Source organism: Duganella radicis (assembly GCF_009720825.1).
Lineage (GTDB): Bacteria > Pseudomonadota > Gammaproteobacteria > Burkholderiales > Burkholderiaceae_D > Rugamonas > Rugamonas radicis.
Window position 1 is genome coordinate 513,649 of record NZ_WNKY01000001.1, and the last position, 14,852, is coordinate 528,500.

Here is a 14,852-nt window from a genome sequence, read left to right on the forward strand (position 1 = left end):
TCTCCTTGTCAGGTTCGCTTGAGCAGTTCGGCCGCGTGGATGGCCACCATCATCGGCGCCTGGTACAGCAGGTAGGCCCAGCGCGCGGCCGAGACCTGCGCGGTCAGGACGATCACATCGTCGGCGCGTTGCAAGTCTTTTTCGTGGTCCGACCCGCCCAGAGGCGCCAGCACCGGCGCCGGCACGGCGGGATCGATGAACTGGCGGGTGGAACCGGCCGGTATCAGATCGCTCCAGATGATGTCGTTGACGGTTTGCGGCCCGCCGCCGCGGCTGGTGTCGAAGCCGAAGCGCGGCTCGCCCGGCCGCTCCTTCAGCACGAAGAACCAGCCGGCGTTGTCGGCGGTCGGCGGCCCGGAGACGCGGCCTTTGGCCTCGGCTTCGTCGAGGTCGAAGCCGAAGAAATACACGTCGGGCTCGACCTTGGCTTCAAACAGCGGGAAGCGCAGCAGATCGTGCGGCGGGTTGTCCATCTGGGCTTCCGCAACCTCGATCAGTTCGCGTTCGCGCGTCACATCGGGCTGGTTGCTGCCGTTCAGTCCCCACTTGGCGCGTTGCGCGTAGATCACCATGTTGGGATATTTTTTCAGCAGCTCGCCACGGATCAGCAGCACCACGTTTTCCTTCTGCTCGCCCGGCGGTTCGCGGTTGTCGTGCTTGCCCAGCGTGGAGGCGCGCGGCCATTGATGGATCTTGGGAATGTCGCGCAGGCTGTCGCGGAACACGTCGGGATCGGCGCCGGGCGGCGCCACCTGCCCGCGCACGTCCCAGAACTGGCGGAACACCGAGCCGCGCTGGTCGGTCGGATATTCGCGCCACAGCAGCTCGCGCGCGAACTCGTGGTTCAGGCCGACCATATACGCTTCGATGAAGGCCTGGTTGGTGGTGACGGCGGTAATGCTGTCCGGCTCCACCAGATGCAGGCCCGGCATCAGGAATTCGGTCGATTCCTTTTGCAGCGGCTGGTACATCGGCGTATCGATCACCGGATGGGCCCAGATTTCGTCGAATTCTTCCGGCATGGCGTCCAGCAGCCGTTGGGGAATCTCCAGCCCGCGCAATGTGCGGTTGCGCAGCGCGATGCGTGGATCGAGGGCGCTGTGCAAGTCCTTGCCCACGCCATCGATATCGATGGCTTGCAACTCGGGGCGCTCGGCGGCCGCATAGCTGGCGCCCACCAGGTCGAACCAGGCATTGGCGGCCAAGCCCAGGTCGTGGGTTTCCTGTTCCGGATTCTTGCCGCGTCCCGGATCGCGCTGGCCCGGTTCCATGATGCCGATGACGTCCAGCTTGATCTTGCCGAAGGCCTGGGCCGAGGCCTTGCGGTCGGACAGCAGCCGCGCCATGGCAAGCGCGGCGTCGGCGCGCCCGGCCGGCACCTGCTGGCGCTCGATGGCGCGCGGCAGCGATTTCTCGGCCAGCACCAGCGTGGTGTACAGCCCGCGCGGCGCCGCCTTGACGCTGGCGATGCGCAGGCTGCCGTCGTTGACGGCCTTGAGCAGCGCCTCGCGGTCCAGTCCTTGTTTGAGCGATGCCAGCCGCAGCAAGCGTCCACCCGGCCGCAGCAGGCGGCTGGCCGTGTACGACAGCAGCGCCGGCCGCACGCGGCTGCGCTCCAGCTGGGCGCGCACGCTGGCGGCGCCGCTGAGCACGCGCCGGTGCACCGGCCGCGTCAGCCGCAGGTAGCGCTCGGGCCGTTTGGCGGCGCTGCCGAAGCGGCGCTCATGCCACACGGCTGAAATCTCGATCGCATAGCGCGCGTGGCGCAGCTTGCGGTTGGCCTTGAGCACGTCGCCGACCTGTCCCCAGGCCGCATCCATATAGGTTTCCTGCCCCTTCTGGATGACGGTGGTGCCGGCGGCGGCGGCCGCGCGGTGGCGCGGGTCCAGGTTGAGGTTGTGCACCCAGTTGTGCGGATGCGGCACGGCGCTGCCATCGGCTTGCGTCAGCAGGCGGTCGACGGCGGCGTGCCAGCGGCCGTACAGCGGCGGCAGCACCAGCGGGTCGGGCGAGACCTCTTCCTCGGTGCCGTCCTCGGCGCGGGTGCCGACTTCGGCGCCGCTGGCGGCGTGGGCGTCCGGCGCCGGCTTGAGCAGGTAGTCATCGCCCAGATTGATCAGGCCGGCCAACGCGGCCTGGAAGGCATGCGGCGGCACATCCCATTCCTCGTATTTCTTGCGCAGCGCCAGTTGGGCCGGGTCGAGTGCGGATTCGGGCGCGCGCAAGGCGCCGCCCAGCTTGAGGATGCCGCCCAGTTCCTCGCTGGCGATGCCAGGCAACTGCAAGCCGGGCCGCTGCACGTCGATATCGCGGTAGCCGACCTTGGCGTCGACCACGCGCGCTTTCAGGCGCCGCACCAGGGTTTCGAAATCGCCCACCTCGGCGGTACGGAATTGCCAGCGGTAGTAATACGGTACCAGCAGCGCTTCGAGCCGCCCGGGATAGCTGTCCCAGGCGATGGCGCTGGCCGATGGCGCCGTCGTCGGCGGATGGCCCAGGCCGGCCAGGCGGCCCGTTTCGTAGGCCGGGATCAGTAGCGCGGTGTAGCTTGTGTTGGGCTCCAGCCGGCGCGGGCAGACCAGCCGCGAATAGGCGGCGTCGGCATCCTTGGCCAGCAAGGCGTCCAGCCTCGGCAGCACTTGCGCCATGTCGGCCGAAATGAATTCCGCATCGGTGCCGGACAGCGAGGCGTTGACGTGCACATGCGCCCAGGCCCACAGCTCGCTGCGCGGCGGGAAGGGATCGAAGCCGGCCACCTCCACAAACGGTAGCGGCCGCCCGCGCAGGTCGCGGCCATCCTTGCATTCGCCCTCGGCCAGCACCACCAGCGCCAGCCAGGGCGCCAGCCGCAAGCCGCTGTTGGTCGGACCTTCCGGCGAATAGCGCCATGGCAGGTCTTCATCGTAGAACTCGATGCTGGCCAGGTAATTCGGTTCGACATTGCTGATGCCCTTGCCGGGCTCGCAACGGATGACGGCGTGCGGATCGATGCCGGTGACGTCGCCGGGACCGTACAACGACAGGGTTTGCGGCACCGCCATATCCGGCACGGCGCCACCGCCGGCCGGCTCGGCGCCGACATTCACGGTCACCTGCACCGTCGGACGCTGGGCGCCGGCGGGCGGCACGCCGGTCACCAGGCCGCCGAGGCCGCGCCGGTACCAGGGCAGGAAGCTGTAGCAAGCATTGGTCATGGCTGGATATCCGTCATGCGGCGAGCTCGAACGATGGCAGCACCTGCAACTGGCCGTGCAGCGCAGGGTTGGCCTGCAACAGGCCAGCCAGATGGGCGCGCGCCTCGGCTTCGCTGCCGAATTCGGCGGCGCCGTGGCGGGCGTTGTTGGCGGCAGAGGCCACGGCATAGCCCTCGCCCTTGGCCACCACTTTTTCCTTGAACGGGGTCAGCGCGCGCTGCTGGTGGGCCGACAGCGTGGAGCGCGACACCGCCGCCCCCGACAGCAGGCGCTGCGACAGCAGCGGATGCAGGCCGCGCAGCTTGCGCAGCGGTTTGGGCCCGGTGCTGTCGATGGTCAGCAGTTCGTAGCGGTTGGAACGCTTGATGGCGGTCGACGAGAACGAGGTCTGGCCCACCGGCGTCAGCTCCACGCCGCCGTTCATCGGCTCGAAGGCCGGGGCGCCGAAGCGGTCGGCGTCCGACAGGTCGTTGAACTGGGCGGCGGCGAAGCGTTCCTTGACGTCGGCCGATTTGTTCAGGGCGCCGCCGGCGACCGAGAGCGTGAAGCGTTTGCCGTCGCGCACCTTGCTGCCGCCCAGCTTGCTGACCGGGACGTCCAGCGGCACCAGTTTTTGCGCGATCTGCAAGGTGCCGCTTGGATGCAGGATCAGGCCCGCCTCTTCCGGCGGGATGCTGCGCATGGTGACCAGTCCGGCGCGCCCGGTGGGATTGAAGGCGCGCCAGTTGGCCAGCTTGCCGACCTCGGCCGCCAGCAGCGGCTGCACATCCACGTCGGGCAGCGGTTCGCCGCGCGGCTCGCCCCAGGTCACGTCGATCGAGACGTCGACATCGAAGAACAACAGCGATATGCTGGCCTCGCCGCGCGCGTGCCATGGCGCCGGTCCTTCCAGCCGCACGCGGATCGACAGGCCCCACACGCCCAGCCCGAACACCTTGACCGAGAAGTTGGAATAAATCTCGACATCGAAATACAGCGGCGAGAATTGCAGCAAGGCGTCGAAGCTGGTGGTGCTTTCCACGCTCAGCACTTCAAAGCCGAAGTAAATCTCCACCCGCGCGCCGAACTGCGCCGTGTTGGAGGTGACCGCGAAATAGCCCTCGGCCCGCACCCGCGCCCAGCTTTCGTTGAGGATGGTGATGCCCAGCCGCGCCGGCACCGGGAACGGCAACGGTGGCGGCGTGTAGCGCGGGTGGAAGCCGCCCACGCTGAGCACGAAATTGGCATCCTCGCCGTAGGCCGCCAGCAGGCCCATGTCGCCGTCGATGGTGATGAACAGCACGCGCGAGTCGTACAGCGTGGCAAAGAAGTAGATGCGCTGGCGGTCGAACTCCAGCGCGCCGATGAAGCTGACCTGGATCACCACCAGCGGCGCGATTTCCGCCGGCAACGCCAGCCGCAGCACGCCCAGGATGGCGATATTGCCGGGGATTTCAATGATCACGCCCAGCGAAATCGACACCAGCGTCGGCGTGCCCCAGCCCAGCTTGGCCATCGGCCCGATCAGGAAGGTGCCCAGTGCCGGCGGGAAGAAGTCGCGCAGGTCGGAAATGATGCGCGGCGCATTGGCGACGATGTCGCGCGGGAACATGACGTTGTTGACGGCGCCGGTGCGCACGCCGGACACCAGCGCCTCCAGCTGCATGGTGCGGTTCAGCCCCACCAGCCCGCCGACGCCCAGCAAAGTGAAGCCGTAACCCAGCTGCAAACCGGTGGAGCCGAACTCGGCGGTGATAATCAGCAGCAGCGAGAAGCCGTCCGAGCCGTCCGGCATGCGGGTGGTGAGGATGCCGATCGCCTTCAGGCTGAGGAAGCCGGCAAAGGTCAGCTCCAGCGCGCCGGCATACTCGCCGCGGTCGGCGTCGATGAACAGATAGCCGCCGCCGCGCACCACACCGACGTCGATGGACAGGCCGATGCCGTTCGGCGGTTTGAAGGCCACCGCCAGATCGAACGGACCGATGGCGCCGCGCCCGGCCGGCGCCGGCACCAGCGACAATTTGATGCCGATGTTTTCCACCATCGCCTGTAACGGCCCCAGATGCAGCGAGCAGCCGGCGCCCAGCGACAGGTCGACGCCATTGTTGCCGCCGCGGGCGCTGACGTACAGCGTGGCCAGCTTGAAGAAGCTGAGGTCTATATTCAGCGGCAACTGGAATTCCAGCCCGCCGCTGCCGGCGATGCTGACTCCGGAACGCGACGAGCACAGCAAGTCCATGCCGAAATCGGCGCTAAAGCCGTCGCCCAGCACTTTCCTGATGAAGCCGTCCGCCTCGGTGAAGCCGACGAACAGCCGCAGCTTGCCCTGCTCCGCGCCGGTATTGGCGCGGAAGAACACCTCCGGATTGGCCAGCGTGCCGGCAAAGCCGCCCTCCACCAGAAAACCGTCCAGTTCCAGCCGGGTGCTGTCGCGCTTGCCAAACAGCAGGAACGGCTGGTCCGGCGCGCCGCGCACGCTGAGCTTGCCGGCCAGCTCCAGCGCGCCCGCGTCGGCCACTGCATGGACGTCGTTGGGGAACAGGCGCAGCCTGATCGCGTCGCCGGCGCCGAACGCGCCATCGATCTTCAGTGTGACATCCTGGCCCACCGGCAGCGTCAGGCCGGCGGCGCCGTCCAGCACCGGCGCGAACAACAGGCCGCCCGGCACCCCGGCGCCGGCGCTGGGCGGCACCGGCAGTACCGAGACGCCGACCCGCCAGCGCGACTGGGTGGCGCTGTCCACGCCATCGAGCAGCATCCAGTCCAGCTGCTGGACGTGCTGGCTGGCCGCCAGCGGCAGCGCGATCTGGCCGTCGGCCAGGGTGCGGCGCGGCGGCAGCAAGGTGGCCTGGCCGCCCATCGCCAGGGCGATGCGCTCAAACGTGGCCAACAGGCGTGCATGGTTGAGGCTGGGACCGCCCCAGCCGTACAAATCGCGCAGCACCCCGCCCGGATTGGTGAACAGCTTGCCCAACTGGCCCAGGTCCAGCACGCTGCGGGTCCACGGCATGCGGTTGGCGCCGGCGGGCGTCACGCGCTCGTAGCGCTGGATGCCGAAGGCGTGCAGGATGGAGAAAATCAGGGGCTGGTGGCGCTCCAGATACACCGCCAGCAGATCGTCCAGCATGGCCCCGGCCAGTTCGGACCAGAAGCCGGGCTGGTTGAATGGCGCGCTGCCCACCGAGGCGCCTTGCAGCGAGGAGAAGCGCGCGGCCGTGTCCTTGATCGATTGCAGCACGTCGACCAGCGCGTGCAAGCGCTGCTGGTCGGTGCCGCTGATCAGTTGATCGGTGCGCGAAGCCAGTTGCTGGATCAGCGGATCGAGCGCGAACGCGGCCGACAGCGGATTGAGCTGGTTGCCGCCCACCTCCACATCCCAGCCGTAGCGCGCCAGCAGGGCTTCGATCTCGGCCGGCGCGGAAATGGCGGTGCGGAACGGCGCGACGATGTTGAGGAACTCGCGCAGCACCGCGATCAGCAGGTCGTTCATAGATCCTCCCCTTTGATGGGCGTGGCTGGCGTGGTGCCGCCCCAGACGTGGGTGCGGTCGTAGGTGCCGTCGGGAACCTGGTTGATCATGGTGCCGGCCGAGTTGTAGTAGCGGAAGCCGGGATAGATGTACTCTTCAAAGAAATCCGACATCTCGGCCTGGGTGGCCGGCGCCGACACCAGCAGCGGCCGGAACGCGGTGATGCCGGTCATGCCATCCACCGCCGCCGACTCGTTTTGCATGGCGTAGCGGTAGGCCCAGCCCATGCCGTGCTCGCAAATCACCTGCCTCTGCCCCGCCGCCGGTTGCAGGATGTCCGAGCAATACCAGATCACCTTGTTGCGGACCGGCAGCGCGGCCGGCGCCGCCGGATTGATGATGTGGTCGACGTTGAACCGGGCCGCGCGCGGCGCGCAAATGGCCACGTGCAGGCGCTGGTTGGGCGGGATCAGCGGCGCCCCGGGCGTGGTGTGGGCGGCCGGCACCCCGCCCGCCGGATTGGACCAGCCATTGTAGTACCAGGCGCGGTCGCCGCCGCCGCGCCCGGCGATGCCGGACCAGCGCCAGTGCATGTGCACGCAGCTGTGGCCGCAGAACGGCGCATGGATCTGGATGTTGCCTTGCTTGTCGGGCCGTCCCATGTCGGCGTGCAGGTGGATATTGTCGTACTGGCCCTGGCGGTCGACCTTGATGACCACGAAGGCGTTGTACTGCAACAGCACCGGTCCGGCCGGCCACACATAATTGGCGCGGCGCAGCGTGGTGGCGCGGTAGAAATTGCCGTCGTTCGGCCCGTACACGCCGACCACTTCTTTTTCCGTGGTGAAGTTGGCCTTGATGTAGTCGAACACCATGCCCCACGACGCGGGCAAGCCCATCAGCCGGCCGCCGATGGTGGTCAGGCCGTAGACCGAGGCCCGGCTGTTGAAGATGGCGTCGTCCAGCGAGAACATCTTGCCGAGGTTCATGAACGAGGCGTTGCTGTCGGCGTACAACCCGGCGATGTTGGCGGCCGGCGCGTGGCCGCCGCCGTGGCCGGTGTGCTCGCCGGCCATCACGTTATCGACCGTGAGGCGCACGCTGCCACGGAAGCGCTCGACCCGCTTGCTGGCGTTTTCGGCCGACCAGGTCCAGGCCAACTGCGGGTAGCAGCCCATGGCCACCGGCACGCCACCGGGATCGAAATCGTTGATCGCGCCGCGGAATACCACCACCATCTCCAGCCGCACATCGCAGGTGCCGCTGCCGCTCAGCACATTGTCGAACAGGGTCAGGCACAGTCCGTATTGCATCAGGCGGTCATTCGGCGTGACGGTGTGGCGGGCGCCGTGGCGGCGGAACTGGAAACTGGAGCGGGCGTCCGTCAGCGCGCGGCCCACGTTGAAGGTGGCGCTGCTGTTGTCGGCAAAGGTGATCACCAGGTCGGTGAAGTCGATGCGCTGGAACACCCGTTCCGTGCTGAGCGTGCCGCTGGTCGAGTGCTGGGTGCCGCGCGCCACCGCGTTGGTGATCACCAGCCCTTCGGCGCTGTCGATGCGGTAGGTAAACTCCCAGTACGGCGTGCGGCCGTCGATGGCCTCTTCCGAGGTGGCCGGCAAGCCCATGCTCACGCCGGGCGGCGCGCCGGCGACGCCGACGTCGGCGTCGCGCACCCAGTCGGAGGCCGGGCCCTCCTCCCAGGTGATTTCTTCGAACATGGTGGTTTGCGTGGCCAGTGTTTTGCCGCCGGTATAAGCCATGGCTCACCTCAGCATGGAACGCAGATGAACCAGGCAGACCGGGCAAAACGCCACGGCCTGATTGCGAGCCGGCAGGTAGCCGAGGCCGGGCGCGCGCCGCATCAGACAGTCTTCGGCGGAGCGGTAACTCTTGCGCCGGTAGCCGGCGCCGCCCTCCCAGAATTCGATCTTCCCTGCCACCGAGGGCGCGGCCGGCACGGCGGTGTTGGGCAGGTCATTGGGGGGATGGGCGTGCACCACGGCCGGCGCCAGCCATTCCGTGCCGGACATGACGTGGCGCCAGGCCGGCACATCCGAATTGAGGGTGGGCGGGGTATCGCGGAAAATCACGTTGGGAGTGTTGAGGAATTCCTTGTTGCTGTCCGAGGCGCTGGCATAGGCGGCGTCGGGGCGCTCGAATTCATCGGCCAGGCCCAGCGCGGCCGCTATGCCGCGCAGCACCACTTGATGCCACAGGCCATTGGCGGTGGTGGCCACCAGATGGTAGGTGGTGTCGTCGACGGGCCGCACATGGTCGTCCGCGCCCTGGGCCGGATTGGCCGTGGCCGGCGTGATGACGGCGATCACCGCGCCGGTTGGCCCCATCATGATGTCGCCGGGGCTGACCAGTTCGCTCAGCTTGCGGGTGCCGGCGCTGTCGGTCACCACCTGAACGTTCAGCAGCGCGTACAGCAAGGCGTGGTCGACCACCAGCCGGTTGGTGCTGCTATCGACGAACGAGCCGAGCACGGTTGAATGGCCGCCTCCGGCGCCGATGCGCGGACCGGCGTTGGCGCTGGGCGCAAATACCTTGAGCACAGTGAGCCATCCCGGGTGGGCACGCGTGACGTTGAAGGGCGTGGTGGCCAGCAAGGCGTCCAGCAAGTCCTGGCACAGGGCGGCAAAGTCAGCCTTCTGGGCCGCCGTGAAACCTTCTGCAACCAGGATCAGCTTGAAGCTGTTGTCCAGCGGATTGCCGACGCCGAAGGGATAGATTTTGCTCGCCATTTGCTCGCTCCACTGCGAAGAGTGTTAGCAATTTTAGTACGCTAATTTGTACTATTGTCGGATTGGCCCTAAATCCGCCAATCTCGCGCAACACTATCAAAATGGTAGAGTTAGCCCGGCTATTCAGACAGAAAATCCGTGAGCGCCTGATTGAATGCGTGCTCAGCTTCGATGTTGGAAATGTGCGAGGCGGCCAGCGTCGCCACGCGCGAATGTGGGATGTATTGGCGCATGGCTTCGGCATCGGCCGCGGTGGTGACCGGGTCGCTGGCGCCGGCGATCAACAGCGTGGGTATGGTGATGCCATGGATCTGTGCGCGCAGGTCGGCCTCGGCCAGCGCGTCGCAGCAGCCGGCATAACCCTCCGGGCTGCTGTTGCGCAGCGTTGCCACCAGCGAGGCGACGCGCTGCGGCTCGCGCCGCACGAAATCCGGCGTAAACCAGCGGCCCGCCGCGCCGTCGGCCACCGCATCCAGCCCGCCCGCCCTCACCTGCGCCGCGCGGTCTTGCCAGCCTTGCGGCGTGCCGATGCGCGGCGCGGAATTGGCGATGATGAGCTTATTCAAGCGCTGCGGCGCATGGATGCCCAGCCACTGCGCGATCGCGCCGCCCATCGACAGGCCGCAGAAGTGCACGCGCCCGATCTCCAGCCTGTCGAGCAGCGACAGCACGTCCTGGCCCAGGCCCGCCAGCGTGACCGGTCCTGGCCGGGGGCCGGAACCGCCGTGGCCGCGCGTGTCATAACGCAGGAGGCGGAAGTCGTTTTTGAAGAACGCGGTCTGCGCATCCCACATGCTCATGTCGGTGCCGAGCGAGTTGGAGAACATCAGCCACGGCTTGCCGCGCTGGCCGTCAATCCGATAGTGCATCATCCCTGGTCTCCGCCGCCCACCGGCAGCACGCTGCCCGTGATGTACGAGGACTCGTCCGACGCCAGAAACAGGATGGCGTTGACCTGCTCCGCGATGGTGCCGTAGCGCTGCATCAGGCTACTGGCCTTGGTCTGGTCGACAATGCCCTGATACCAGCGCTGTTCCTGTTCGTTCAGCGGCTGCGCGTTGCGCGGCACTTTGCGCGGCGGCGCTTCCGTGCCGCCGGTGGCCACGGCGTTGATGCGGATGCCGTCCTGCGCATGCTCCATCGCCAGACTGGCGGTCAACGCATTGACGCCACCCTTGGCCGCCGAATACGGAATCCGGTAGATCCCGCGCGTTGCCACCGACGAGACGTTCACGATCACACCCTGCTTGCGCTTCACCATGTGCGGCAGTACGGCGCGGCAGCACCACAGGGTGGGAAACAGCGAGCGGCGGATTTCGGCCTCGATCTGTTCCGGCTTGTACTCCTCGTAAGGCTGCACCCAGATGGTGCCGCCGACATTATTGATCAACACATCCACGCGGCCGAAAGCGGCAATGGCGATGTCATTCAATTCCGTCGCGCCCTCCCACGTTTCCAGATCGCCGCGCGCCACCACGCCCGTGGCGCCCAGTTCCCGCACCTCGGCCGCCACTTCCTCCACGATGGCCGAGCGGTCGGCCAGCACCAGCCGCGCGCCTTCGCGCGCCAGTGCCAGCGCCACGCCGCGCCCGATGCCTTGTCCGGCGCCGGTGACGATCACCGCCTGGCCTTCGAAACGGCGCGCGCTCATGCCGCCACCTCGCTGCTGGCAGAGAACTTCTCGAAGTAGAAATTCGCCGGCGTCACACCGCAATCCTTGAGCCAGCGCCGCACCGCATTCACCATCGGTACCGGGCCGCACAGGTAGATATCGACATCGCCGCCGTTCAGCCACTCTTGGTCGACGTGCTGCGTGACGTAGCCTTTGCGCGGATGGGCGCTGTCGTCCGACGCCACGCAGGTGCGGAAGCTGAACTGCGGATGGGCCGCCGCGATGCGCTGCAAGTGCTCGATCGCCACCAGATCGACATCGTTGGTCACGCCGAACACCATGCGCACCGGTTGGCGCATGCCGCCGGCGGCCAACACCTGCAACATCGACAGGAATGGCGCGATGCCGGTGCCGCCGGCCAGCAGCAACAAGGGCCGCTGCACTTCACGCAGATAGAAACTGCCGTATGGACCGGAGAAGGCAATCGGCTGGCCGACTTGCGCGTCTTTCGCCAGGAAAGTGCTCATGCGGCCTTGCGGCACATTGCGCACCACGAATTCGAAGCGGCGCGCGCCGGGCGCGGAGCTGAACGAGTAGGAGCGTGACAACGCGGTGCCAGGTACTTCGACGTTGACGTATTGGCCGGACAGGAAGCTCACATCGGCGCCCTGCTCCAGTTCTATCGCGAAGCCCAGCGTGGTTGCTGACAGTTGCTGCACGGTCGCGAGGTTGCCGGTGTAGCGCGACACGCCGGTTTTGCACGCCGCCGAGGTGGCGGGAATCTTCACCACGCAGTCGGAGGTCGGCTTCATCTGGCAGGCCAGCACCTGGCGCTGCGCCGCTTCTTCCGACGTCAGCGCGTCTTCGATGTAGCTGGATTCCGGCATGTCGTAGCTGCCGGATTCGCACAGGCCGCGGCAAGTGCCGCAGGCGCCGTCGCGGCAGTCCAGCGGAATGTTGACCTTCTGGCGATACGCCGCGTCGGCCAGCTTTTCATTCTCGTTGCACGAGATGAAGCGGGTCACCCCGTCTTCGAATTGAAGGGCGATGTTGTAGCTCATCGTCGTCTCCTTAGATGTGATAGATGTCGATGACCTGATTGATGTAATCGTTCTTCAGCACCACGTATTTATTGAGGATCAGCGGACGCTCGCCGGAAAAATCGATCACGTAGCGCGACATGCCAAAGTAGCTGAAGTCCGTCTTGTAGCGGTGGCTCAACGTATGCCAGTTGAAGCGCACAGTGTAGACGCGCCCCTCCTGCTGTTCGATCTCCACGTTGGCGATGTTATGGCTGGTGCGCGTGTCCGGCATGGTGGCGCTGGAGCGTTCGGTCTTGATGCGGAATACGCGGTCTTCCAGGCCCTGGCGGGTGGGATAGAAGATCAGCGAAATTTCGCGCTGCGGATCGGTCACCAGTTGATCGTCATCGTCCCAGGACGGCATCCAGAACTGCGCGTCCGGGTGGTAGCACTCCAGCCAGTCATCCCACTGTTCGTCGTCCAGCAGGCGCGATTCGCGGTAGAGGAAGGCGCAGATATCCTGAATCATTTCGCTGCTCCTTCCGCCTTCATGGCCTTCTTCATCACGTCCAGCCAGTAGCGGTGCTGGATGGTGTACAGGCCCTCGTCTTCGGTCTTCACACCGCTCAGCACAGGATGGAGACCGATCTCGCGGGCGGCGGCATCGGCGCCCTGCACCCAGTGTTTCGCGCCACGGCACATATCGTTCCATTCCAACGCGATGCCCTTGTAGCCCTGTTGGCAGGCGCGGAATTCTTCCAGATCGTCCGGGGTTGCCATGCCGCTGACGTTGAAGAAGTCTTCGTACTGGCGGATGCGGCGTGCGCGGGCTTCGTCCGATTCGCCTTTCGGTGCGATGCAATAGATGGTCACCTCGGTTTTATCGACCGAGATGGGACGCAGCAGGCGGATTTGCGAGCCGAATTGGTCCATCAGGTACACATTCGGATACAGGCACAGATTGCGCGAGCGTTCGATCATCCAGTCCGCCGTGGCGCCGCCAAACTGCTCGGCGTATTCCGCGCGGCGCGGATAGTTGGGACGATCCTGTGGATTGGCCCACTGGGTCCACAACAGCAGGTGGCCGTGCTCGAAGGCGTAGAACCCGCCGCCCTGCTTGCCCCAGTTACCGGCATCCATGGCCTTGATCTTGTCTTCGCGCGCCGCTTCTTCCTTGCGTCGGTTGGTGGTGGCCGCGTAGTTCCAGTGCACCGCCGAGACGTGATAGCCGTCTGCGCCATTTTCGGCTTGCAGCTTCCAGTTGCCTTCAAAAGTGTAGGTCGAGGAGCCACGCAGCACCTCCAGCCCGTCGGCCGACTGGTTGACGATCATGTCGATGATCTTGGCGGCTTCGCCGAGGAAGTCCTTGAGCGGGGCCACGTCGTCATTCAGGCTGCCGAACAGGAAGCCTTTGTAGCTCTCGAAACGGGCCACACGTTTCAGGTCGTGCGAGCCTTCCTTGTTGAAGCAGTCCGGATAGCCTGCGTCTTCCGGGTCCTTCACTTTCAGCAGTTTGCCGTTGTTGTTAAAGGTCCAGCCGTGGAATGGGCAGGTGTAGGTCGCCTTGTTGCCGCGCTTGTGGCGGCACAACTGCGCGCCGCGATGCGTGCAGGCGTTGATGAAGGCATTCAGCTCGCCCTGTCGATTACGCGCGATGAAGATCGGCTGGCGGCCGATGTGCGTGGTGTAGTAATCGTTGTTGTTCGGGATCTGGCTTTCGTGGGCGAGATAAATCCAGTTGCCCTCGAAGATGTGCTTCATCTCTAGTTCAAACAATTCAGGATCGGTAAAGGCGGCGCGGTGCAGGCGGTAATCGCCTTTGTCGTGATCCTCGACCAGATACTGGTCGATGGATGGCTTGGCTTTATGGATCGGGATCATGGCTCGCCTCTTATGCCACGGCGCGCACGCGCTCTACTTCCGCTGCCGGTGCGGCCTCGCGCTCGGCATACAGGCAGAAATCGAAGTCGATTTCTGCGTATGGCTTGTCCAGGCCTTTAGCGCTGATCCTGGCGGCATCCGTGATGTGGCGCACGGCCGGCACCAGGCCTTCACGGCTGGCGAAGGCGAAATCGTCCCACAGGTATTCGTCGCCATCGATGTTGATCTGGGTGGTCAGCTTGCGCTGGCCTTCGGCGCTGATGAAGAAGTGGATGTGCGCCGGGCGATGGCCATGGCGTCCCAACTGGTCCAGCAGGCGCTGGGTGGTGCCGTCCGGCGGGCAGCTGTAGCCGACCGGCAGGAAGCTGCGGAACTGGTAGCGGCCTTCGCCATCGGTGTAGATGGTGCGGCGCAGGTTGAATGGCGATTGGGTCTTGTCGAAGAAGGAGTAGCCGCCCATCAGATTGCAGTGCCAGACCTCGACCTTGGCGTTGGCCAGCGGCTTGCCTTGCTCGTCGCGCACCGTCCCTTGCATGAACAGGACTTCGGCCTTGTCGACTTCCGTTCCGTCATCGAGACGCGCGTAGCCTTTGCTTTCCGGCGCGCCGGCCACGTACAGCGGGCCTTCGATGGTGCGCGGCGTGCCGCCTGTCAGGCCGGCCCTGGCTTCCGCTTCGTCGGCGCGGATGTCGAGGAAGCGTTCCAGGCCCAGGCCAGGTGCCAGCAGGCCCAGTTCATTGCGTACGCCGGCTTCGCGCAGATATTCCAGGCCGGCCCAGAATTCGGTCGCCTGGATGTCCAGGTCTTCGATGGTTTTGCACAGGGCGCCGACCAGGCCAGCGACGACTTGCTGCACGCGCGGATTGGCGGGTTTGGTGGCGCTGTCGATGATCCAGCTTTTTACCAGTGCGTCGATTTCTTGATGGTTCATGTTTGTCTCCTTTTGGT

Annotated in this window: 10 protein-coding genes; all 10 read right to left on the reverse strand. The window is 65.9% G+C overall.

Features of this window, described 5'->3' with window-relative positions:
* Positions 1-8: 8 nt before the first annotated feature.
* Entirely contained in the window at positions 9-3,194 is a 3,186-nt protein-coding gene (locus GM676_RS02060; RefSeq protein WP_155461704.1) for a hypothetical protein, read from the reverse strand.
* A gap of 13 nt (positions 3,195-3,207) precedes the next feature.
* A complete protein-coding gene (locus tag GM676_RS02065) occupies positions 3,208-6,663 on the reverse strand; it encodes a DUF6603 domain-containing protein (protein ID WP_155461705.1) in 3,456 nt (1,151 codons plus the stop codon).
* Complete coding sequence (locus tag GM676_RS02070) at positions 6,660-8,402, reverse strand: hypothetical protein (protein WP_155461706.1); 1,743 nt, start codon at positions 8,400-8,402, stop codon at positions 6,660-6,662. Before GM676_RS02070 ends, GM676_RS02065 begins: the two co-directional genes overlap by 4 nt.
* A 3-nt stretch (positions 8,403-8,405) precedes the next feature.
* Positions 8,406-9,389, reverse strand: coding sequence for a M64 family metallopeptidase (locus GM676_RS02075; protein WP_155461707.1), 984 nt, complete (start codon positions 9,387-9,389; stop codon positions 8,406-8,408).
* 119 nt (positions 9,390-9,508) lie between these two features.
* Positions 9,509-10,261 (reverse strand): 3-oxoadipate enol-lactonase, encoded by a 753-nt coding sequence (gene pcaD / locus GM676_RS02080; RefSeq protein ID WP_155461708.1) that lies wholly within the window; start codon positions 10,259-10,261, stop codon positions 9,509-9,511.
* Positions 10,258-11,040 carry a benzoate diol dehydrogenase BenD gene (gene benD / locus GM676_RS02085; RefSeq protein WP_155461709.1) on the reverse strand — a complete coding sequence of 261 codons (783 nt, stop codon included), beginning with the start codon at positions 11,038-11,040 and terminating at the stop codon, positions 10,258-10,260. Before benD ends, pcaD begins: the two co-directional genes overlap by 4 nt.
* A complete protein-coding gene (gene benC, locus GM676_RS02090) occupies positions 11,037-12,062 on the reverse strand; it encodes a benzoate 1,2-dioxygenase electron transfer component BenC (RefSeq protein ID WP_155461710.1) in 1,026 nt (341 codons plus the stop codon). Before benC ends, benD begins: the two co-directional genes overlap by 4 nt.
* Positions 12,063-12,072: 10 nt before the next feature.
* Positions 12,073-12,552: a benzoate 1,2-dioxygenase small subunit gene (gene benB, locus GM676_RS02095; protein ID WP_155461711.1), complete on the reverse strand. Its 480-nt coding sequence runs from the start codon at positions 12,550-12,552 to the stop codon at positions 12,073-12,075.
* On the reverse strand, positions 12,549-13,904 hold the full coding sequence (gene benA, locus GM676_RS02100) for a benzoate 1,2-dioxygenase large subunit (RefSeq protein WP_155461712.1): 1,356 nt from the start codon (positions 13,902-13,904) through the stop codon (positions 12,549-12,551). The genes benB and benA overlap by 4 nt, the downstream gene beginning before the upstream one ends.
* 10 nt (positions 13,905-13,914) lie before the next feature.
* On the reverse strand, positions 13,915-14,835 hold the full coding sequence (gene catA, locus GM676_RS02105) for a catechol 1,2-dioxygenase (RefSeq protein WP_155461713.1): 921 nt from the start codon (positions 14,833-14,835) through the stop codon (positions 13,915-13,917).
* Between the last annotated feature and the right edge of the window lie 17 nt (positions 14,836-14,852).

What these genes read in the sequence shown, in the direction of transcription:
- pcaD (WP_155461708.1), bottom strand. Translation starts at nt 10,261, where the DNA reads ATGATGCACTATCGGATTGACGGCCAGCGCGGCAAGCCGTGGCTGATG.
- benA (WP_155461712.1), bottom strand. Translation starts at nt 13,904, where the DNA reads ATGATCCCGATCCATAAAGCCAAGCCATCCATCGACCAGTATCTGGTC.
- benC (WP_155461710.1), bottom strand. Translation starts at nt 12,062, where the DNA reads ATGAGCTACAACATCGCCCTTCAATTCGAAGACGGGGTGACCCGCTTC.
- GM676_RS02075 (WP_155461707.1), bottom strand. Translation starts at nt 9,389, where the DNA reads ATGGCGAGCAAAATCTATCCCTTCGGCGTCGGCAATCCGCTGGACAAC.
- benD (WP_155461709.1), bottom strand. Translation starts at nt 11,040, where the DNA reads ATGAGCGCGCGCCGTTTCGAAGGCCAGGCGGTGATCGTCACCGGCGCC.
- GM676_RS02070 (WP_155461706.1), bottom strand. Translation starts at nt 8,402, where the DNA reads ATGGCTTATACCGGCGGCAAAACACTGGCCACGCAAACCACCATGTTC.
- benB (WP_155461711.1), bottom strand. Translation starts at nt 12,552, where the DNA reads ATGATTCAGGATATCTGCGCCTTCCTCTACCGCGAATCGCGCCTGCTG.
- catA (WP_155461713.1), bottom strand. Translation starts at nt 14,835, where the DNA reads ATGAACCATCAAGAAATCGACGCACTGGTAAAAAGCTGGATCATCGAC.
- GM676_RS02060 (WP_155461704.1), bottom strand. Translation starts at nt 3,194, where the DNA reads ATGACCAATGCTTGCTACAGCTTCCTGCCCTGGTACCGGCGCGGCCTC.
- GM676_RS02065 (WP_155461705.1), bottom strand. Translation starts at nt 6,663, where the DNA reads ATGAACGACCTGCTGATCGCGGTGCTGCGCGAGTTCCTCAACATCGTC.